Consider the following 22,227-nt stretch of genomic DNA (forward strand, 5'->3'; position numbering starts at 1 on the left):
TGCCATTTTATGAAACCGGTAAGATCAAAAAGAACACAGCAGGCGAAGACGATATCCGTTTAACGATGGAGCTGCTGCAAAAAGTAAAACCACAACAGGTATTTGCTGCCGGTGACTTTGCCGACCCGAACGGCACCCACCTGGTATGTTTCAATATCATTATAGCCGCCTTAAAACGACTGAAAGAAACGGAAGACTGGGTAAAAGACTGCTGGGTATGGATGTATCGCGGTGCATGGCAGGAATTTAACATCTACGAGATAGAAATGGCAGTACCATTATCACCACAGGAAGTGATCCGTAAGCGGAATGCCATCTTTAAGCACCAGAGCCAAAAAGACAGGCCGGTATTCCCGGGTGATGATGCAAGGGAATTCTGGGTAAGGGCTGAAGACCGTACAAGGGAGACAGCAAAAAGTTACGACAAACTCGGCATGGCGGAATATGAAGCTATGGAAGCTTTTGTAAGGTTTCATTATTAATAAGACATAGATTTCACAGATTTTCAGGAATGATTACACCGATTTCTTTAAAACGGTGTAATCATAGTAAATCGGTGAAATCATAGTAAATTCTAAATCAATAATATAATTTGTAACTGAAGTATCCGTTTTGCATCTTAGCAAAGAGATATTCCCTAATAAAAAAATGAAATTAAACTATAAAGTTTGTATAGCAGCTTTAGCTTTTGTTGCACTAACGGAAGGAGCATTCGCACAAGTTAAAAAGAAACCTGCCGCAGCAGCACCTAAACCGGCAACGGCAGTACCAGCGTCAAAAGCCGACCTATTGCCTGTTGACCCCAATGTAATTACCGGAAAATTGCCGAACGGCTTAACCGTTTATATCCGCAGAAACACGGAGCCTAAAAACAGGGCCGAATTATACCTGGTATGTAAAGCAGGTTCTGTTTTAGAAACGGACGAGCAACAGGGTCTTGCCCACTTCACCGAGCACATGGCGTTTAACGGAACACGTGATTTCCCTAAAAACCAATTGGTTGATTTCCTGCAAAAATCAGGTGTTAAATTTGGTGCCGACCTGAATGCTTATACTTCTTTTGATGAAACAGTATATCAGTTACCGCTACCTACTGATAGCGTCGCTGTATTTGAAAAAGGCTTCAGCATATTGGCTAACTGGGCAGGTTACCAGTCATTCGATCCAAAAGAAATTGATGATGAGCGTGGTGTAGTGTTAGAAGAAGCACGCCTTCGCGGTAAAAATGCACAGGAAAGATTAAGCTTACAGACCTTACCTGTGTTGTTAAACAACTCTAGATACGCACAACGTTTACCTATTGGTAAAGAAGATATCATAAAAACCTTTAAGCCCGAAACTATTAAAAGCTTTTACCATGACTGGTACCGTCCGGATCTGGAAGCTGTAATAGTTGTAGGTGATTTTGACCCGAGATATGTTGCAAAGCTGATAAGAGAATATTTCTCGCTATTAAGCAATCCTGCAAACGAAAAACCAAGAACGGTTTATAACGTACCACCAACACCAGGCACAGCCGTTAAAATTGCAACCGATAAGGAATTCCCTTATACAGTGGCCCAGATTATTGTTAAACATCCCGGTACTGTTGTAAAAACAATTACAGATTACATGCAGGATATGCGTGTTGAGTTATTTAACCAGATGCTTAATGCACGCCTTGGCGAATTACTTCAAAAACCCAATCCACCATTCCTGTACGGACAGTCGAGCTATGGTGGTTTTATTGGCAGGCAAAATGCGTTTAGTACCATTGTGGTGGCTAAACCTGGTGAGTTACAAACAGCCATTAAAGCCGCTGTTGCCGAAACAGAGCGTGCACGCATTTTTGGATTTACCACTACGGAGCTTGAAAGAGCAAAACAAAATGCTTTGTTAGCTATTGACAATGCTTATAAAGAACGGGATAAAACCAAATCAGTAAATTTTGTAAATGAATATCAGAAAAACTTTTTAACCGGTGAGGCAATCCCTGGTTTAGAGTACGAATACAACTTTTACGTAAACAACATCGGAAAAATTACCCTTGCCGAAATGAATGCAATGGCAGGCAAATTTATTAGCGATCAAAACAGGGTGGTTTTAGTAGAAGCACCTGACAAAGAAAAGGACAAACTTCCAAACGAAAAAACGGTACTAGACTGGATTGCCGAAAGTGGCAAAAACTTAACTGCCTATGTTGATACCAGGATTGATAAGCCTTTGATGGATAAGTTACCAGCTCCGGGTAAAATTACCAGCATACAAACAGACAGTGCTATTTTAACAACCACGGTAACTTTATCAAATGGCATAAAAGTAATATTAAAGCCAACCGAATTTAAAAACGACCAGATCCTGATTAACGGATATAGCTTCGGCGGAACTTCACTGGCAAATGATCAAGACTTCCCATCGGCAGATATGGCGGGTAATATTACGGCAAGCAGCGGGGTAGGCAATTTCCCGCAGATTCAGCTTGATAAAGTGCTGGCAGGTAAAAATGCAAGCATCACGCCTTACATAAGTGATGTCGCCCAGGGAATATCAGGCAATTGCTCACCAAGAGATTTCGAAACGGCCATGCAGTTGGTATACCTGTACTTTACCCAACCGCGTAAAGATGCTGATATCTGGCAATCAAACATAACCCAAACAAAATCGGTACTGGCTAACCGCAGCCTTGATCCGACAAGCGTTTTCCAGGATACTGTTTCGGCAACAATGAGCAATCATAACTTCCGCGAAATGGTGGTTACCAAAGAACAATTGGACGGCGCAAGCTTAGACAAGGCTTATGATTTTTACAAAAGCCGTTTTGCAGATGCCAGCGGATTTACCTTTGTAATAGTTGGTAATTTTACGGTTAATGTTATAAAACCATACCTGGAGGCTTATTTAGGAAGCCTGCCAACAACCAATAGCAAAGAGACTTATAAGAACCTGGACATTCATCCACCTGCAGGGCAAATTACCAAAACTGTTTACAAAGGCATTGGCGACAAGAGCACTGTAGAATTAGTATTTGATGGTAGCTATGAATATAATGATGCTAATAATATGCAGATGGACGCCCTGGAATCTATTTTACAAATTAAACTGGATGAGCGCCTGCGTGAAAAAGAAGGCGAAGTTTACTCACCGGGCGTGAGGGCGAGCTATAAAAAAATTCCGGAAGGCAGATATACTTTCACCATTTCCTTCCAATGTGCGCCAGCCAATGTTGATAAGCTGGTAAGCGCCACCATGGAAGAAATCAATAACATTAAGCAAAATGGTGCATTGCCGGTTGATATTACCAAATTTGCAGCACAGGATGCCCGCTCCACACAAGTTCAGCTTAAAGAAAACATTTTTTGGGCCGGTTATTTAGGTGCAGCAGCCCAAAATCAGCAAGACCCGGATGCTATTTTGATGCACGTTAGTAACCTAGCTAATGTAACCGTACAAAGCACAAAAGATGCCGCCAACAAATACCTGAGTGGTGCTAATTTTATTAAGCTGATCTTATTACCGGAGAAAAAATAAACTCCACATCATAACTAAACAAAAAAGGGCTGTAAGTTTGAAACTTACAGCCCTTTTTTAATTTCCTAGCGGCTTATAATCTCTGTATTCAGAATACTGCCGCGTTGCTGACAGGTGATTTACTCATATATTAATCTATAGTTCCGGCATCATCAGCCACAACCTCTCTACAATTATTTAATTGCCTTAAATATCATTGAAATAGTTTGTAAAAAAGATGCTTTATTCAATTCATATAAATTATAACTAATTTGAAGTTCTGTTGTATATTATTGGCATGGTTACAAAAGGGCAGCAAGTTATGCGGGAATGGTATAAGCGAAAAAACTGGCAACAGTTTGCTTTCCAGCAGGAAATGGAAGACGCTTACCTCGGCGGTTACTCCGGTTTGCTAAATGCACCTACTGGCAGCGGTAAAACATTTGCTTTGTTTCTGCCTTTTCTGGCTGATTTTATTAATAAACATCCCAACAACTATCTCAGTAAAAGCAACAATGGTTTGCTGATGCTTTGGATTACGCCTTTACGTGCGCTTACCAATGATATCAAAAAAGCCATGCAGGAAGCTTGCGACGAGATAGGTCTGCCATGGAAAATAGCTACCCGTACCGGTGACACCCCCGCTGCCGAAAAACAGGCACTCAAAAAAAGGCTTCCCGAAGTATTACTGACCACTCCCGAAAGTCTGCACCTGATGCTGGCCCAAAAAGAATATTACAAACTGTTCCAAAACCTGCAGGTAGTAGTAATTGATGAGTGGCATGAACTACTGGGTACCAAACGGGGCGTGCAGGTGGAGTTGGGGCTTTCTAAATTGAAAGTCTTAAGCCAGGAGCCCTTAGTCCTAAGTGAAGATCGTCAATCCGGCAGAACCGACTCAGGACTAAAAATCTGGGGTATCAGCGCCACCATCGGTAATCTGGAGGAAGCGGCTGAGGTATTGCTGGGAAATAATTTTCCGGCCGAAAAAATTAAAATGGTGAGGGCCAACCTGGAAAAGAAATTGCAGATCAAATCCATCATTCCTGATAACATTGAAAATTATTCGTGGGCGGGGCATATCGGTTTAAAACTACTGCCAGAGGTAATGGCAATTGTTGCCAAAAGCGTAACCACGCTCATATTTACCAATACCCGTTCGCAGGCTGAAATATGGTATCATGCCATTTTAAATAATTACCCCGAGTATGCCGGCATTATGGCCATGCACCATGGCTCGCTGGATAATGAGCTACGAAATTGGGTAGAACAGGCACTGCATGCAGAAGCTTTAAAAGTAGTAGTGTGTACATCAAGTTTAGATCTGGGGGTTGATTTCAGGCCGGTTGATACTGTTGTACAAGTAGGCAGCCCTAAAGGTGTAGCCCGTTTTATGCAGCGTGCGGGGCGAAGCGGTCATCATCCGGGGGCAGTTTCACGTGCTTATTTTGTGCCTACCCATTCAATGGAACTATTGGAAGGCGCGGCACTTAAACAAGCCATTAAAGAAGGTGTTTTTGAAAGCCGCGATCCTTTACTGCTTACCATGGATGTATTAATTCAGTATATGGTAACACTGGCAGTGTCTGACGGGTTTACCGCCAATGAACTTTATAACGAGGTTACAAGCAGCTTTGCCTTTGCCGATTTAAAACGAAGCGAGTTTAATCAGCTCCTTGAATTTATCACTACCGGCGGCAAAACCCTGGCTCAATACGACGAGTTTTTAAAGGTTGAGGTCGAAAATGGAGTATTCAAAGTAAACAACCGCCGTGTGGCTATGCGGCACAGGTTAAGTATTGGCACCATAACCAGCGAATTAAGTATCAGGGTTAGTTGGCTAAGCGGAGGTAGTTTAGGCACCATTGAAGAATCTTTTATCTCTAAACTAAAACCCGGAAATACGTTTTGGTTTGCCGGGCGTAGTTTGGAGTTTGTGCGCATAAAGGAGATGACAGCCTATGTTAAAAAATCAAATGCAAAAAAAGGGATGATCCCCAGCTGGGCGGGTGGGCGGATGCCCTTGTCATCACAACTATCGGCCATGTTCAGGATCAAACTTGACGAAGTGGCGCATGGCATAGCCAGCGATGAAGAGGTTATTGCCCTGCAACCTTTGTTCGATTTGCAAAAAAAACTTTCCTATTTACCGCAGAGTAATGAGTTTTTGATTGAATCGTTTAAATCTCAGCAGGGGCATCATTTATTATTTTATCCTTTTGAAGGCAGGCTGGTACACGAGGGTATGGCTTCGCTGCTGGCTTATCGCATCAGCAAAATAAAACCGGCAAGTTTTTCCATAGCCATGAATGATTATGGCTTTGAATTGCTCACAGATGAAGACATTCCTATTGAAGAAGCATTGGAAGATGCATCCTTTTTCTCTATCGATAATTTGTTGGAGGATATTCAGCATAGTTTAAATGCCAATGAAATGGCCCGTCGCAGGTTCAGGGATATTGCCCATATCGGTGGATTGGTATTTACAGGCTACCCGGGTCAGCAGGTAAAGAACAAACATTTACAAGCATCAACTTCCCTGCTTTTTGAAGTATTCAGCGAATATGAGCCGGATAACTTACTGGTGCGGCAGGCATATAATGAAGCGCTGGCTTTTCAGCTGGAAGAGTTCCGCTTAAGAATGGCTCTGCAACGGATCATCAAACAAAGCATCATCTTAAAAACTATTGAACGGCCCACCCCATTCGCTTTCCCCATAATGGTTGACAGTTTGGGCCGCGAACGATTAACTACCGAAACACTGGAAGACCGTATAGCCAAAATGGCCCGCCAATATGCCGTTGATGAAGTATTGCCAACCGAAAGACCAAAAACCGCAAAAGCCCGTAAGCCTGGAATTGTAAGAAAAAAGGGATTTTAAGGGACATATTGTGTCCGGCTGATATAAAACTAAAAATATAGTTTTTATTTGTCCTCAATAAATATTTTATTAGATTTGGGAAAACAGTACTGCTTTATGCAACCTATTACCTTAATCTCTCGTCTCTAAAAAAATCAACTTTATGAAAAAAACATTATTGATATGCTTTATTTCTTTATTCGCACTAATGACCAATGCACAGCAAAAGCAGGAGACTGAAGCGTTTAATAACTATGTAATGGTCACCGGCAAGAACATTGAAGATTCATACCAGGCCAAAAATTACACCAAAGCAATTGACTTGTCAAATGATTGGTTAAATACCTATCATAAACAGTCAACCGTCATACAAAAAAACTATCAGGGCAATACTATTAACATTTATTATAACCTGGGCTGCTATACTGCACTCAGCGGTCAAAAAGCAGATGCCATAAACTGGCTGAAAAAAGCATTCGATGCTGGATTTATTGATTACAACTCCATTATTGTTGATGGCGACCTGGTAAGCTTGCACAACGAGCCGGAGTTTAAAACAATAGTGCAGCAAATTAGAGAAAAGGGCGATTACCTCTATATTCTGAAAAATTCCGGGCCGTACAATATTGAACAAAACGCGGCTTTGCCGGTCTTTAGTTATCAATCAGCCTCTACACCTGAGTTGGTTAATTTCAAGCAAAAGTTCAATCTTGATTCTGTTGCAGGCAGCGGCGATGAAATCAGCAAATTTAAAAACCTACTTTTCTGGGCACATAATATTGTACGGCATGACGGTAGTTCTGGCAACCCGCCAAATAAAAATGCAATTGACCTGATAGCAGTTTGCAAAAAGGATGACCGCGGAGTTAACTGCCGGATGATGGCAACCATATTAAAAGATGCTTATCAAGCCGAAGGATTTAAGGCCCGGCTTGTAACATGTATGCCTAAAGACACTGCCGATTTTGATTGCCATGTAATTACAGTAGTATGGTCAAAAACATTGAATAAATGGATTTGGATGGACCCTACCTTTAATGCTTACGTTAGTGATGAAAAGGGCAATTTGCTAAATATTGAAGAAGTTAGAGAACGGATGATTAACGATCAACCATGGAGTTTAAATGCAGATGCCAATTGGAACAACAAATCAAAAGAAACTAAACAGGATTACTTCCACTATATGTCAAAAAATCTGTATTGGTTAAAGTGTGCCATTAAGAGCGATTGGGATCTTGAAACCAGAAGCGACAATAAACCTCCTATTGAATATATAAATCTATACCCGGGAAGTTTCACTACTATACATCAGTCCAAGAAAACTCAAAAAGGAATGATTGAATACGCAAGTAATAATCCAAGCTATTTTTGGCAGAAGCCTGCAGAGAAGTAGAACAGTCTTTTATAAAACTAAGAGGATTACTTTCAACTAAGGCAAACCTCTTAGTTCTCCCCTTTCCCACCACTTTTTATAATGATTATAATAAGCCAGATGATAGAAATGGCCTGCACCATAATCATGCTGCCTATTACCAATTGCCCGCCCGGCCAGTGCAATATTTTTAACATTAAGCCAAGCATCATCCCCACAAAACTCAGTAAAAACAATGTTATCGGGTACCGGAAATTATAAAACATAGCTTTATTTGGTGTTTATTTTGTTTTTAAACCACCTGAAAATAGATGGAGATTTTATAATAACGATAGCAATACAAGCTCCCAAAATCGTAAATCCCCAGCTCTCATCCTTTGGATCAATATTTACCAGCTCAACTACAACCATTACAATGGCTATTATCCCAATAAAAACAAACAAATAAACTTTCTTCATAGCCGATTATTCCGGGGTGAAATTAAAGTAAAAACAATTAAAAATGAACTTACTAAGTCCTTTTGTTATTAACCTCTTTTAAAGCCAACAATATTAGCAACAGCAAGGCAACCACCATTGCATATTCCTGTTAATAACCCCGTATTTGCAATTCCATTGTCAAAAGCCTTCACCATTAATTAAAAAAAACAAACAGATTGCACATAATGTTATTCATTAATTGTTTATTTGATTATGAATAATTACAGCGTACAATTAACAATTAATTATCATTAATTTGTGATATTTACAAAGCTGATTCATCCGTCAATTATTCATAAATTTATATCGGGTAAACACTGGCCCTGTGTGAGTTGATGAGTATTTTAAAATAATTACCCAAGAATAAATCAATTTAATGAAAACTACTCCTGATCAACTTAAAATTCTCTCCATTGATATTGGAGGTTCACACATTAAAGCAACCATTTTAAATTCAAAAGGCGAACTGCTTAAAAACTACGAAAAAGTGGTTACCCCTATTCCGGCTAGTCCAGAAAATGTAATAAAATCCATCAAAACACTGGTAAAAGATTTTCCGGAATTCGATAAAATCTCGGTTGGTTTTCCAGGTTACGTTAAAAATGGTGTAATTAAAACAGCCCCCAATCTGGGTACCGATTTGTGGAAAGATTATGATTTTGCCAAAAATTTGGGCGCAGCCTTAGGCAAAGAAGCTCGCGTAGTAAATGATGCGGACATGCAGGGATTGGGTGTAGTAAACGGTAAGGGACTTGAATTGGTAATTACATTGGGTACAGGTTTTGGAACTGCTGTATTATTAGATGGCAACTTATTACCTCACCTGGAGTTTTCACACCAGCCATTTGGAAAGTCAGCATCATATGACAAATACATAGGTGAAGCGGCACTTGAAAAAGAAGGTGTTAAAAAATGGAATAAGCGGATGCAAAAGGTTTTTGAAGTATTAAAAACCGTATTCAATTATGATTATTTATATATTGGCGGCGGAAACTCAGATAAGCTAAGCTTTAAGCTGGATAAAAACATGAAAATTGTTTCGAATGCCGATGGCATTAAAGGTGGCTCAAGGTTATGGAAGCTGGAAGAGGCCCCAAAAGAACAACCACTACTAACACAATAAAATACAATTTAACCACTAGTACTAAAATGGAAACAACCACACAGGACATAGAGCAGTTAGGTATCAATACAGTAAGGATACTTTCGGCAGATGCTGTACAGAAGGCAAATTCAGGTCACCCGGGCACACCAATGGCATTAGCTCCGATTGGGCATATTCTTTGGTCTGAATATTTAAAATACAATCCAAAGAACCCGAATTGGGCAAACCGCGACCGTTTTATCCTGTCAAACGGGCATGCTTGTATGTTGCAGTACAGCTTCCTTTACCTAACCGGTTATGATATTTCATTAGATGATATAAAAAACTTCCGTCAAATGAACAGCAAAACCGCAGGTCACCCCGAGTACGGTTTGGCACCGGGCATTGATGTAACTACAGGTCCGTTAGGCCAGGGTTTTGCCAATGGCGTTGGTTTCGCTATTGCACAAAAACACTTAGCTGCACGTTACAACAAGCCTGGTTTTGACTTATTCGACTATAAAATATACGCTATCTGCAGCGATGGTGACTTAATGGAAGGTGTAGCATCTGAAGCTGCCTCTATTGCGGGCCATCTGGAGTTGGGTAACCTGATTTATTTATATGATGATAACCATATCTCTATTGAAGGTGATACTGATATTACTTTTAATGAAGATGTAGCTAAACGTTTTGAAGCTTACGGCTGGCATGTACAAACAGTTGATGATGGTAACGATTTAAAAGCCATCACCAATGCTATCCGCAATGCTAAAATTGAAATATCAAAACCATCAATCATTAAAGTTCGCACACAAATTGGTTATGGCAGCCCTAACAAAGTAAATACTGCCGGTGCACACGGATCACCACTTGGGGCCGATGAAGTGAAGCTGGTTAAAGAATTCTTTGGCTTTGATCCTGAAAAATCATTTGTAGTTCCTGACGATGTATTAAAATACTACCACGAAAAAGGTGCAAGAGGTGCTGATCTGGAAGCTAAATGGAATGATCTGTTTAAAGCTTACAAAGAAAAATTCCCAGAACTGGCTGCTGAATTTGAATTAGCTTTCAAAGGTGAGTTACCTAAAAACTGGGATGCTAAATTACCTGTATTTAAAGGTTCTGATCCTAAAATGGCTACCCGCCAAGCATCAGGTAAAGTATTAAATGCCATTGCCGCCAGCCTTCCAAATCTTATTGGTGGTTCAGCCGATTTAGCCCCATCAACAGATACTAACCTGAAAGAATTTACATCTTTCACCCCTGAGCAACGTGATGGCCGTAACTTCCACTTTGGTATCCGCGAACATTCAATGGGTTCTATCCTTAATGGTATGGCATTAACTAATGGCCTTATCCCTTTTGGTGCAACCTTCCTGATGTTCTCAGAATATATGCGTCCTCCAATCCGTCTGGCAGCTATCATGAAGATCCGCCCGATATTTATCTACACGCATGATAGTATTGGTTTAGGCGAAGATGGAACTACTCACCAGCCTATTGAGCAACTGGCAGCGTTACGCGTTATCCCTAATATCACTTTGATCCGTCCGGCTGATGCAAACGAAACTGCACAGGCTTGGCGCGTGGCTATTGAGCATAAAGGTGGCCCGGTTATTTTGATATTTACACGTCAGGGCTTACCAATACTTGATCAGGATAAATACACCAAAGCTACTGAACTTGAAAAAGGTGCTTACATCCTTTCAGAAGCAAGTAAAACTCCTGATTTAATTTTGATAGCAACCGGATCTGAAGTTTCATTGATCCTGGAAGCACAGGCTAAACTGGAAGCTGACGGCGTTTCAACCCGCGTGGTAAGTATGCCAAGCTGGGAGCTATTTGAAAAACAAGATGCTGCTTACAAAGAGAAAGTATTCCCTAAAGCACATAAAAAACGTTTGGCAGTTGAAATGGCATCGCCAATGGGCTGGCACAAATATGTTACCGACGAAGGTGACATATTAGGCATGACCACCTTTGGTGAATCGGCACCGGCAGAAGAGCTGTACAAACACTTTGGCTTTACTGTAGATAACGTAGTTAAAAAAGCGAAAGCATTATTATAAGATTTGAGATACGGGATGTGAAATTTGAGATATAGCTTAAGTAAAGAGCCCAATGTCTTAAACTCACATCCCAAATCTTCTGTCTCCAATCGCAAAAAGAATGAATTGGCAAAGCGATATCATTAAAACGCTCGAATGGTCAGGCACCGTAATTAACCGTGAAGGAAAAGAAAAGGTAGCTGATGAAATAGCCGCAAAAGTTAAAGATGGGGATGTATTGGGAGTAGGTTCAGGTTCTACTGTTTATATGGCACTGCTTGCCATTGCAAAAAAAATCAAAGAGCAAAAGTTACATATCAAAGCCATACCAACATCTATTGAAATCTCTATGTTTTGTGCTAAGCTGGGCATTCCCTTAACTACTTTATACGAAGATAAACCCGATTGGCTGTTTGACGGCGCCGATGAAGTTGATCCCAACCGCAACCTTATTAAAGGCCGCGGCGGTGCAATGTTTAAAGAGAAGCTATTGATTAGTTCAAGCCCTGTAAATTATATTATAGTTGATGACAGCAAGCTAGTAGATAAACTAGGCACTAATTTTCCAATACCCATTGAAGTTTTTCCGGCGGCGCTGCTCCACGTTGAAAATGAACTAAGAAAACTTGGGCCCGAAAGTATTGCACTAAGACCTGCTAAAGGCAAAGATGGTTCTGTAATAACTGAAAACGGAAATTTAATACTGGATGCAAGGTTTCATGATATTGGAAACGACCTTGAACTAAAAATAAAATCAATTACCGGCGTAATTGACAGCGGCCTGTTTATAAATTACGATGTAAAGATTTTGGTTGCTTAACCAAAGTTGATCATTTTGATTATATCACAGCATCGCATTAATAAATAACACATAACCCAATAAGTAATTTAATTTAAAAACATATTACCATGGCAACAAATAAAGTAAAACAAATTCACAGTTTTGGTCAAAGCATCTGGCTTGACTTTATTGACCGTGCGATCATCGCATCAGGCAATTTAAAAAAACTGATTGACGAGGATGGTGTAAGAGGTGTTACCTCAAACCCGGCTATTTTTGAAAAAGCAATAACCAGCAGTTCTGATTATGATGCCGATATCCGCAAACTGGCTGATAGCGATAAAACCAACGAAGAAATATTTTTCGGTTTGGCAATAAGTGATATTAAACAAGCTACTGATATTTTCAAAGGCTTATACGAAGAATCAAAAGGTGGCGATGGCTACGTAAGCTTGGAAGTTTCTCCATTTTTAGCATTAGATGACGAAGGCACTACCAAACAAGCTGAAGAGCTTTGGAAAGCAGTTGACCGCAAAAACGTAATGATCAAAATCCCTGGAACAAAACCAGGTTTATCGGCTATCAGAAAATCAATTGCAAAAGGTATCAATATCAACGTAACCTTATTATTTGGTTTACCTCGCTATAAAGAAGTTACTGAAGCTTACATTTCAGGTCTGGAAGATCATTTGGCTGCAGGTCACTCAATCGGTCATATTTCATCAGTAGCCAGCTTCTTTTTAAGCCGTATTGATGTTTTGGTTGACCCGATTCTTGATGAAAAAGGTTTGGGCGATTTGAAAGGTGAAGTTGCTATCGCGTCAGCTAAAAAAGCATACGAAATTTACAAACAAGCTTTTAGCGGACCACGCTGGGAAAAATTAGCAGCTCATGGCGCACAGCCACAACGCTTATTATGGGCTAGTACCAGCAGTAAAAATCCTGCATTTAAAGACACTAAATATGTTGAGGCTCTTATCGGTCCAAACACAGTAGATACTGCTCCATTGGAAACTATTGAAGCATTCCGCGATCATGGAGTTGCTGCCAATACTTTGGAACAAGATCTGGATAAATCTACCGAGATTTTAAACAAGCTTAAAACAGCCGGTATTGATATCGACAAGCTTACCCAGCAATTAGAAGACGAAGGCATAGAAAAGTTCAACAAGCCATTCGAAAAACTATTACAGGCAATTGAGGATCAAAAAAGTAAAGTTTAATTATAGTGGAAGCAGCAGACATTAAAATCTTGTTCTTCGATATCGGTGGCGTGCTCCTTACCAATGGATGGGGACATCAATCGCGACAAGAAGCCGCTAAGCTGTTTGGCCTTGACTACAAGGAAATGAGCGAGCTGCATACATTCATTTTTAACGTTTACGAAACCGGTAGTATTACGCTTGATGAATACCTGGATACGGTAGTATTTAATCGCCCGCGTGATTTTACTCGGGAAGATTTTAAAGATTTCATGTTCCGTCAGAGTATCGAGTTGCCCGATACCTTGAAATGGCTTAAAGAATGGAAAAAAGATTGCGGTTTCCGCATTATCGCCATTAATAATGAAGGCAAGGAACTGAATGACTACCGGGTAAAGAAATTTAAGCTTCACGAAGTATTTGATGCTTTTGTAGCATCGTGCGAAGTTGGATTACGCAAACCCGATCCGGCAATTTTTAAACTCGCAATGGGCATTGCTATGGCTCAACCTGCCCAATGTGTTTACTTTGACGACCGGATTATGTTTGCAAAAGCAGCTGGAAAATTGGGAATACGTGCCTATCAGCACACCGATTTTGAAACTACTAAACAAATATTAGAAAAAATAAAACTAGAAAACCCCAACTAAAATGAGCAGTCCAGATAAATATGATTTCGGTATGATTGGCCTTGGTACTATGGGCCGCAACCTGTTACTTAACATGGGCGACCATGGTGTAAAAGGAGCCGGATTTGATAAAGATGCCTCAAAAGGCGAGTTATTGGAAAAAGAAAGCACACACCATAATCTTAAAGGTTTTAGTGATGTAAAGCTTTTTGTTGAAAGCTTAAATACCCCGCGTGCCATCATGATGTTGGTTCCTGCAGGTAAAATTGTTGATGATGTTATTGCTGAATTATTACCATTGCTTTCAAAAGGCGATATTTTGATTGATGGTGGTAACTCCCATTTTACGGATACTAACCGCCGTGTGGATGAGCTGGAAACAAAAGGATTCCATTTCTTCGGTATGGGTATTTCGGGTGGTGAAGAAGGTGCACGTCGTGGCCCAAGTATGATGCCGGGTGGCGACAAGGATGCTTATAATGTAATGAAACCTATCCTGGAGTCAATTGCCGCTAAGGTTGATGGCGCTCCGTGCGTTACTTACATTGGCCCTGGTGCATCAGGTCACTTTGTAAAAATGGTGCATAACGGTATTGAGTATGGTTTGATGCAGTTAATTGCTGAAACTTACGAGATTCTGAAAAAAGGTTTAAAGCTGGATAACGCAGAAATTGGTAAAATATTTACCAAATGGAACGAAGGCCGTTTAAAATCATTCCTGATAGAAATCACAAAAGATATTTTTGCTTACAAAGCTCCGGGAACAGATCATTTATTATTAGATGATATAAAAGACGAAGCTAAAGCAAAAGGTACCGGTAAATGGACCTCACAGGTGGCAATGGATCTTCAGGCTCCTATCCCAACTATTGATACCGCAGTATCCATGCGCGATTTATCAAAATACAAACAACTTAGGGAGCAAGCTGCTGCAATTTACAGCAAAGATGAGCCTTCACTCAGCGTTAATAAAGAAGAGTTTTTAGTTGCTTTAGAGCAGGCTTTCTATTTCAACATGATCATTAGCTATGCACAGGGCATGCAGCTACTGGCCAGAGCATCAGAAGAATACAAATATGATCTTAAACTTGATCAAATAGCTAAGATTTGGCGCGGTGGCTGTATTATTCGTTCAGAGTTTTTGAACGATATATATAACGCTTATCAGAAAAATGCATCACTGGCACATTTATTACTGGATGGCCACGTTCATGATTTAGTAGCCGCCGCTGTACCAGGTGCCAGAAAAGTTTTAACGGCAACCATTGCAGCCGGTATTGCTACCCCTGCCTATGCATCATCATTAAGTTATTTTGATGCTTTCCGCAGCAAACGTATGCCTTCTAATTTAACACAGGCACAGCGCGATTACTTTGGTGCACATACTTATGAGCTTATTGGCAAAGAAGGCGTGTTCCATACACAATGGGTTCCAAAAAGTAACGATTAATTATTCATTAGCCGACAGAAAACATTTATCATGAGTACAAGCACAAAATCAGACCCAACCATATTCATCATTTTTGGTGGTACTGGCGATTTAACTTCACGTAAAATTGCCCCAGCTCTTTATAATTTATTTTTGGATGGGTGGCTGCCTAACCAATTTTCTATAATTGGCACCGGCCGTACACAGCTTTCTGATGAACAATTCAGAGAAAATTTATTCAAAGATATCAGCCAGTTTTCGCGCAGCGGTAAAGTAGCCAAAGAAAAATGGGATGTGTTTTCAAAAAGCATCTTCTACCAGGTATCAGATATCAAAGATTTTGAAACCTATAAAGAGTTTGGTAAACGCGTAGAAAAACACAACACTGAATGGAAAACCAAGGCAAACGTAATTTATTACCTTGCGGTATCTCCTAATTTCTTCCCTATTATTGCTTCTAACATTTCAAAAGCTAAACTTGCTGATGATCCTAAAAAAGTAAGGATAGTTATTGAGAAACCATTTGGCCATGATCTGGAAACAGCAAAAGAGCTGAACAAATTATTGTCGAGCATTTTTGATGAGTGCCAGATTTATCGTATCGACCACTATTTAGGCAAAGAAACCGTTCAAAACATCATGGCATTCCGCTTTGCGAACTCCATTATGGAGCCACTTTGGAATAGGAACTACATTGAGCACGTACAGATATCCGTTACCGAGCAATTAGGCGTTGAAGAACGCGGCGATTACTATGACGGTGCCGGTGCAATGCGCGATATGATCCAGAATCACTTGCTACAACTGCTTTGCCACGTAGCTATGGAACCACCTGTTAGCTTCAGCGCTGATGAGGTACGCGACCGCAAGGTTGATGTGTTAAAGGCTATGCGCAAATTTGGCCCTGAAGATGTTCGCCTGTCGGCCGTACGCGGCCAGTATGGCAGCGGATGGATGAAAGGCAAGGAAGTTCCAGGGTACCGCGATGAACCAAAAGTTGATCCCGATTCAAATACAGAGACTTTTGCTGCCATTAAATTCTTTATTGATAACTGGCGTTGGCAAGGCGTTCCATTCTATTTACGTACAGGTAAAAGAATGCACCAATCGTCATCAGTTATTACCATTCAGTTTAAGGATGTGCCACACTTAATATTCCCAACAGAAGCAAGTGAAAGCTGGCAACAAAACAGGTTGATCATCAGCATACAACCTGAAATGAGTATCCGTTTACAGGTACAGGCAAAACGTCCGGGATTGGATATGGTTTTAAATGCTGTTGATATGGTGTTTGACTATAAAGGAACTTATGCTAGTCAGGCTCCTGAAGCATATGAAACTTTAATTCTGGATACCATGCTTGGCGATCAAACCTTATTTATGCGTGGTGACCAGGTAGAAGCTGCCTGGGAATTGGTTATGCCAATTTTAAGTACATGGCAAAATAAAAAGAGTTTAAATTTCCCTAATTATTCAGCCGACTCATGGGGACCAGAATCAGCCGAGGCTTTGATAGCCCGCGACGGATTCAACTGGTTTACCCTACCGGTGCAGGGAAATAAAAAATAGTTTGTTAGTGATTGGAGGTTAGCGGTTAGAGATTAGTTTTTCATTGCGAAACAAATCTTTAAATTCCTAACCTCTGATTAACTAACCTCTAATCACTAAATATGAAACTAAATATTTTTAATAATGATAATGAAGTGCTTACTGCTTTGGCAGAGCATTTTGTTAACGTAGGTAATGAAGCTATTGCTTCAAAAGGAAAGTTTTCTGTTGCCCTTTCGGGTGGAAGTTCTCCCAAAAAACTGTATGAATTGCTAGCCTCATCATATGCTGATAAGCTGGATTGGGGAAAAGTTTATTTCTTTTTTGGTGATGAAAGGAACGTACCGCAAACGCATCCCGACAGTAATTACTTGATGGCTAAAAAAGCGCTGTTTGAGCCTTTGGAGATTAGTACACTGAACATTTTCCCTGTTGATACCTCACTTGAGCCGAAAGAAGCTGCACAGAAGTATGAGGAAGAAATTGAAGAGTTTTTTGACGAAGTTGAATTAAGCTTTGATCTGGTGTTGCTGGGTTTGGGTGATAACTCACATACTGCTTCTTTATTCCCTTTTACCCCTGTTCTGCACGATAGAACTCCCGGTGTAAAAGAAGTTTTTTTACAGGATCAGCAGGTTTTCCGCATCACCATGAATGCACCTTTAATTAACGAAGCGCAACATATTGCATTTTTGGTTTATGGTGCCGGCAAAGCTATAGCCGTTCACCATGTACTGGAAGATGATGAGGATATTGAAGAGTATCCGGCACAATTGATTGAGCCTATTGTAGGCGAAATTGAATGGTTTTTGGATACTGCAGCAGCTGCGAACCTAAAAGAGGAATAAAACACATTTATGGCTCTTAAATGAGTTACTATAAATAAGAAAGGCCATTACATATATAATGGCCTTTCTTATTATAATCCGATTTCTATTTAACCTCAAAAGTAAAATACTGACTGGCAGCATCGCCATTAGCAGTTATACCTTGTATAACACCTACATATTTGCCCTGTTGGTCTGATGTATAAAAAGAAACACCCTGACCGGTTATAGTTGGTGTCCAGTAGAGCAAATTCCGGTAGTCAGGTATCCTGCTCGAAACTTGGTCCTGAGTATTATAAACAGGAGAGTAAAACTCCCTTTGTAACTGCAATCCTTCGTAATCAACCACTATAGCACGCGGATCGAGCTCTACACCGCCCAAATCTCCTTTGTAGGTTGTAAAACTGAATATGCCATTTTGCTCCGTTGGACCATAAAAATAACGCTGCGCCATAACTTCCAGTTTTTTAACTTTTAGCGGATCAATAGCAAAAACTTTATTCAGGTTAAAAACGGGGATACCATCAACCATCACCATTGGATCTTCCCCTTCCAAAAAACCATTGACCGTAATTACTTTTATATGAAAATTGCCTCTTGAGTTAATAATGTTGTCTTCTTTCACGTATTCACGTAAATCTTCTTCCATAGTAGTGAAGCGGGTAAAGTCATCAAGCTTATAAACATTAGTTGGCCTGCCATAATAAGCGCTGCTATCAACTATTGCATCATAATAGCGCTTTAAAAAGCTCCCTGAATAAATATTAGCCACTTGCACACCCAGGCTATGCTCCTTTAATGAAGATACCGTGCCTTCGGTAAAACTAAACTTTGGATAAGTGGTTTTTGAATACTGATCAGAAAATGGTGTTAAAATATCGATACGGTAAGTGCTGTCAATCAGCTGATTTGTTTGGGCGATGATTTCGTTAGGTCCGTAAAAATCTTTTGTAAAATAATTAATTCGCCCTAAAGAATCGCTTAGTGCTGTGTATAATTGAACACGTTTACCAGGCACACCCAGGTAGGTAACAATACCTTTGGCAGGTGTACCTTTTTCGCTGTTAACAATTTTAGCTGAGATAATATGACCATAGTATTCAGGTAAAAAACTAAATTCAGCTGGTTTGCTATCAAGCACTTTATTCCATTGAAAACGCCTCCACCCTTGTGTAAGCATCAGGTTATCCAGTGCTTCATCTGTTTCGGCATTAACATTTTTTAAATAATAACCTACCGATTCGATATTACCTTTTAATTCTGACCCAAGCCATAAATAACTGAATATTTCACTTTGATCAACACCTTGCAGCGAGTCGGTTCTGTAAACAGCTATTGACATTTCTGCTTTAAGCGGCTTATCAGCCTTATCCTTTGCAGTTATATTAATGTTTACTTTTTTACGAATATCATATTGCTGCTGGTCAGCACCGGCTGAAATAAATAATTGCTGTGCAGGTCTTTTAAAGTAAAGTCTTTCACAAACAGGCTGTTTAGCACTGTTAAAAACGGTAAAATGTGAAATACCCTCACCAAGTATATTTTTATCAATTTTAAAATTGACGGTTCCATTTGCAATCATGGCAGATTCTGCTGCTTTTACAACCTGCCGGGTATGCACAAACAAATAAATATTTTCATTACCCGAACCGGTGTTACTCACTGATATGTTGATTTGACCTGATCCATTATCAGTCAGTTTCATCACATATCCCTGGGTATTAATTACCGGCAGATCTTTCGTAACAGGAGCGGTGTTACCAATTCTTATTACGGCCTTATAAGTATTACCAGAAGCCGGTGTAAATGAAAAGCTACCCATTCCAAATTTTAAAGACTTAAACTTTGCTACCGTATCGTTATGCTGATCGATAACTACACCTTTTAAATCAATTCCTTTTCCGTTTTGATTTACAGCTTTAAATGCTACTTTACTTTCAATACCACTAACCAGGTTACCTCCTTCCGGAAAAAACCGAATATCATAAGCCAACTCAGAAGCTTTGATAGAACCCTCGGGAGATTTTAAAGGATTAACAAACGTCACCATCTTTTCAAAGTAGAAATCGGAGCTAAAGTTTTTCATCCAATTGGTGTAGGCCCTGAATTTATAGTTCCCGTTTGATATTGTTACCGGTATGTACAATGACCCATCCCCTATTCCGTTTTTTATAGCAACCTTTGTTTGTATTACTGCATTTTGATTATTATCCAAAACATCAACATAAACCACCTTACTTAAATTAAGTGGTTTATGATCATTTCCGTCAACACAATAAACTTTAAACCATAGTATCTCGCCTGGCAAATAAGTTGTTTTGTCGGTATGCACAAATATCTTTTCCTGCAAGGCGCTTTGCTTATACTGGTTAAAACTGTTTTGCACATCCTGAATAACCTGCGCTTTAACGCTTAGCCAAAACATTGATAATGCCGAAATTAACAGCATTACAGTAATTTTATTAAAGTTATTTTTCATAATCAAACTTTTGGTTTAAGGTATTCTTACAACTAACCGCGTTCTTTAAATCTATTTTATTGGTTTGATATATCTGGTATTTCATCCTTATTCTATTTCCAAAAAGCAGGCTTTTTATTTGATCCCTTTAATGTACAATCAACGCACGCTGCAGTAGCATATTGAATTGTAAATAATGAATCTTTGCTACCTAATATCGGGGCAGCTACTAATGAATCAGTAGGAATATCGGTGCCGATTGTTATAATATCAGGATAGGGCGTTCTTTGAGTTGCTTTATATGTTATAACCGCCCCTCCGCAATAGCTATAATCAACACCTACACTTGCTGCATAGAAATCAGACCTGTCAATAAAAATCCTTTCCTGACTTACAGAACCCGCTGCAATGTAACCCAGCACCGGCACACCGGGGTTGCTGATACAATGAATGTTAGTAGCTGCAGCAGAAGGCTGGGCATCAAATATACTCCCTAAATTTTCTGTATCCTTTTTTAAATTCTGATAGTAGTTATAAGCATCAGCAGTAAGTGCATATTGCTTAACCAGAATACTGTACCGTACTTTAAGCTTATCCAACGTTATCGGAACAACGGTTATGGGATTCTTATAAATCACATCTTGAACAAGCTTTGCAGTTGAATTTAACAATATGGTACTGGAGGTATCGGAAATATAACATACCTGTGTCTCATCATCAGCGTTTGTGGGCACAATACTGTTATTTTTAAAGATATAATAACTTGGAACAGGCGAATAATATAAATATGTTTCCTGATATTCCCAGCGATAATAGCGTGTGTTATTTTTAGGATCATGCGTATAAGAATAAATATTCTCGGCATTACCTGTATATTCATATTGAACACTATCAATAGTTGGGCTATCTTTTGCCTGAACAAAATCTGAAAGATATTCCTTTCCGTCTGTTGTTTTTACTCTTAAGCGGTACTTATGGGTGGTATCCAAATTTAAACCAGCAGCATATATTCCCTTTCTGATTTCCTTTAGTGCATAAACATTACTTTTATCATTTTCAATGGTAACAGTTGCACCCGACTCCGGGCTATTAGCAATTGCAGACCCAATCGGTACTGTACGACTTAATTTATAAATGGTAGAGTCTTGCCCAGTATTAATTAAACCTTCAATAACCAAATAATTATAATTAGTGGTAGTTACAGGTGGATTATAAGGCTTTTTACAACTCATCATTATACAAACTAAAGTGAACAGATATATATAGTGCTTCATTATTTATTTTATCTCCAAAAACTCGGCTGTGTTTTAGTTCCTCTTAATGTACAGTCAACACAATCAACATCCACACCTAAATATCCATCAATGCCGTGACTACCAGGTGCTGAGTAAGTAGTAATAGGTATAGTATTACTGCCAAGCGGAATCAAGTTTTGAGCAACGGCACCAGAAGCAAAAGATTCAGTATCCACATCACATTCATATGGATAAACCGGGCTCCAGGTATCAGGTAACTGATCAACAGAAATAAAGATTCTTTTTGACTGTACCGTACAGGCAATTACATAACCTATAACAGGCTCAACTGCATTATTTAGGTTGTGAATATTTCCGGTAATTTCTGATGGTTGTGCATCAAAAATACTCCCTAATTGCTCTGTATTCTTCTTTAAGTTGGTATAAAACGCATAGGCATCTGGAGTTAATGCATACTGATTAACCAAAATGCTATATTTTGTTTCAATCTTTTCAGAAGTAGAAACAACAGATGTTAACGGGCTTTGATAAATAACGTCCTGCGATAGTTTTGCAGATGAACCTAAAAGTATCGTGCTGGAAGCATCATTCCCAAAACAATAATAAATAATCTGATCTGGTCTTCTTGCCACTATTGCTGTACCATTGGTTATAAACTGAGAAAGGTATTTGGCATGAAATTGCCATGTCTCTTTATAATCCCAAAGATAATAACGGGTATTATTATTGGGATCATGTGTGTTAACGTACAATTGTATTCCGTT

The 22,227-nt window shown here is 39.6% G+C and carries 16 protein-coding genes and 1 pseudogene; 12 read left to right on the forward strand and 5 right to left on the reverse strand.

Annotated features, from left to right (window positions below):
• The 4 genes and pseudogenes from JN11_RS24055 to JN11_RS24070 all read left to right on the forward strand — a co-directional run.
• Positions 1 to 482, forward strand: a pseudogene (locus tag JN11_RS24055) (glucosamine-6-phosphate deaminase); the annotation flags it as partial.
• 166 nt (positions 483 to 648) lie between these two features.
• Complete coding sequence (locus tag JN11_RS24060; RefSeq protein ID WP_144916838.1) at positions 649 to 3,507, forward strand: M16 family metallopeptidase; 2,859 nt, start codon at positions 649 to 651, stop codon at positions 3,505 to 3,507.
• 277 nt (positions 3,508 to 3,784) lie between these two features.
• Entirely contained in the window at positions 3,785 to 6,367 is a 2,583-nt protein-coding gene (locus tag JN11_RS24065; protein ID WP_144916840.1) for a ligase-associated DNA damage response DEXH box helicase, read from the forward strand.
• Positions 6,368 to 6,509: 142 nt separating this feature from the next.
• On the forward strand, positions 6,510 to 7,739 hold the full coding sequence (locus JN11_RS24070; RefSeq protein WP_144916841.1) for a TPR end-of-group domain-containing protein: 1,230 nt from the start codon (positions 6,510 to 6,512) through the stop codon (positions 7,737 to 7,739).
• A 50-nt stretch (positions 7,740 to 7,789) separates the two neighbouring features.
• Here JN11_RS24070 and JN11_RS24075 read toward each other — a convergent pair whose 3' ends face one another.
• The gene (locus JN11_RS24075; RefSeq protein ID WP_144916843.1) at positions 7,790 to 7,984 is read right to left on the reverse strand and encodes a hypothetical protein; all 195 of its coding nucleotides are present in this window, start codon (positions 7,982 to 7,984) and stop codon (positions 7,790 to 7,792) included.
• 4 nt (positions 7,985 to 7,988) lie between these two features.
• Positions 7,989 to 8,177, reverse strand: coding sequence for a hypothetical protein (locus JN11_RS24080; protein WP_144916845.1), 189 nt, complete (start codon positions 8,175 to 8,177; stop codon positions 7,989 to 7,991).
• A 397-nt stretch (positions 8,178 to 8,574) separates the two neighbouring features.
• On the opposite strand from JN11_RS24080, the gene JN11_RS24085 reads away from it, so the two are divergent.
• The 8 genes from JN11_RS24085 (at position 8,575) to pgl (ending at position 17,770) form a co-directional block, all read left to right on the forward strand.
• Entirely contained in the window at positions 8,575 to 9,321 is a 747-nt protein-coding gene (locus JN11_RS24085) for an ROK family protein (RefSeq protein WP_144916847.1), read from the forward strand.
• A 26-nt stretch (positions 9,322 to 9,347) separates the two neighbouring features.
• Entirely contained in the window at positions 9,348 to 11,354 is a 2,007-nt protein-coding gene (tkt, locus tag JN11_RS24090; protein ID WP_144916848.1) for a transketolase, read from the forward strand.
• 100 nt (positions 11,355 to 11,454) lie between these two features.
• Positions 11,455 to 12,153, forward strand: a complete 699-nt coding sequence (rpiA, locus tag JN11_RS24095) for a ribose 5-phosphate isomerase A (protein ID WP_144916850.1) — start codon at positions 11,455 to 11,457, stop codon at positions 12,151 to 12,153.
• A gap of 89 nt (positions 12,154 to 12,242) precedes the next feature.
• Positions 12,243 to 13,337 (forward strand): transaldolase, encoded by a 1,095-nt coding sequence (gene tal, locus JN11_RS24100; RefSeq protein ID WP_144916851.1) that lies wholly within the window; start codon positions 12,243 to 12,245, stop codon positions 13,335 to 13,337.
• Between the two features lie 5 nt (positions 13,338 to 13,342).
• Positions 13,343 to 13,966: an HAD family hydrolase gene (locus JN11_RS24105; RefSeq protein WP_144916853.1), complete on the forward strand. Its 624-nt coding sequence runs from the start codon at positions 13,343 to 13,345 to the stop codon at positions 13,964 to 13,966.
• A gap of 1 nt (position 13,967) precedes the next feature.
• Entirely contained in the window at positions 13,968 to 15,395 is a 1,428-nt protein-coding gene (gene gndA / locus JN11_RS24110) for an NADP-dependent phosphogluconate dehydrogenase (RefSeq protein WP_144916855.1), read from the forward strand.
• Between the two features lie 30 nt (positions 15,396 to 15,425).
• A complete protein-coding gene (gene zwf, locus JN11_RS24115) occupies positions 15,426 to 16,943 on the forward strand; it encodes a glucose-6-phosphate dehydrogenase (RefSeq protein ID WP_144916857.1) in 1,518 nt (505 codons plus the stop codon).
• Between the two features lie 101 nt (positions 16,944 to 17,044).
• On the forward strand, positions 17,045 to 17,770 hold the full coding sequence (gene pgl / locus JN11_RS24120) for a 6-phosphogluconolactonase (protein ID WP_144916859.1): 726 nt from the start codon (positions 17,045 to 17,047) through the stop codon (positions 17,768 to 17,770).
• A gap of 85 nt (positions 17,771 to 17,855) precedes the next feature.
• Here pgl and JN11_RS24125 read toward each other — a convergent pair whose 3' ends face one another.
• The 3 genes from JN11_RS24125 to JN11_RS24135 all read right to left on the reverse strand — a co-directional run.
• Positions 17,856 to 20,228, reverse strand: a complete 2,373-nt coding sequence (locus JN11_RS24125) for a hypothetical protein (RefSeq protein ID WP_144916861.1) — start codon at positions 20,226 to 20,228, stop codon at positions 17,856 to 17,858.
• 92 nt (positions 20,229 to 20,320) lie between these two features.
• Positions 20,321 to 21,481: a DUF4249 domain-containing protein gene (locus JN11_RS24130; RefSeq protein ID WP_144916862.1), complete on the reverse strand. Its 1,161-nt coding sequence runs from the start codon at positions 21,479 to 21,481 to the stop codon at positions 20,321 to 20,323.
• Positions 21,482 to 21,489: 8 nt separating this feature from the next.
• The coding region (locus JN11_RS24135; protein ID WP_144916864.1) for a DUF4249 domain-containing protein at positions 21,490 to 22,227 on the reverse strand (738 nt) is incomplete at its 5' end.

Source organism: Mucilaginibacter frigoritolerans (genome assembly GCF_007830615.1).
In the GTDB taxonomy this organism is placed as follows: Bacteria; Bacteroidota; Bacteroidia; order Sphingobacteriales; family Sphingobacteriaceae; genus Mucilaginibacter; species Mucilaginibacter frigoritolerans.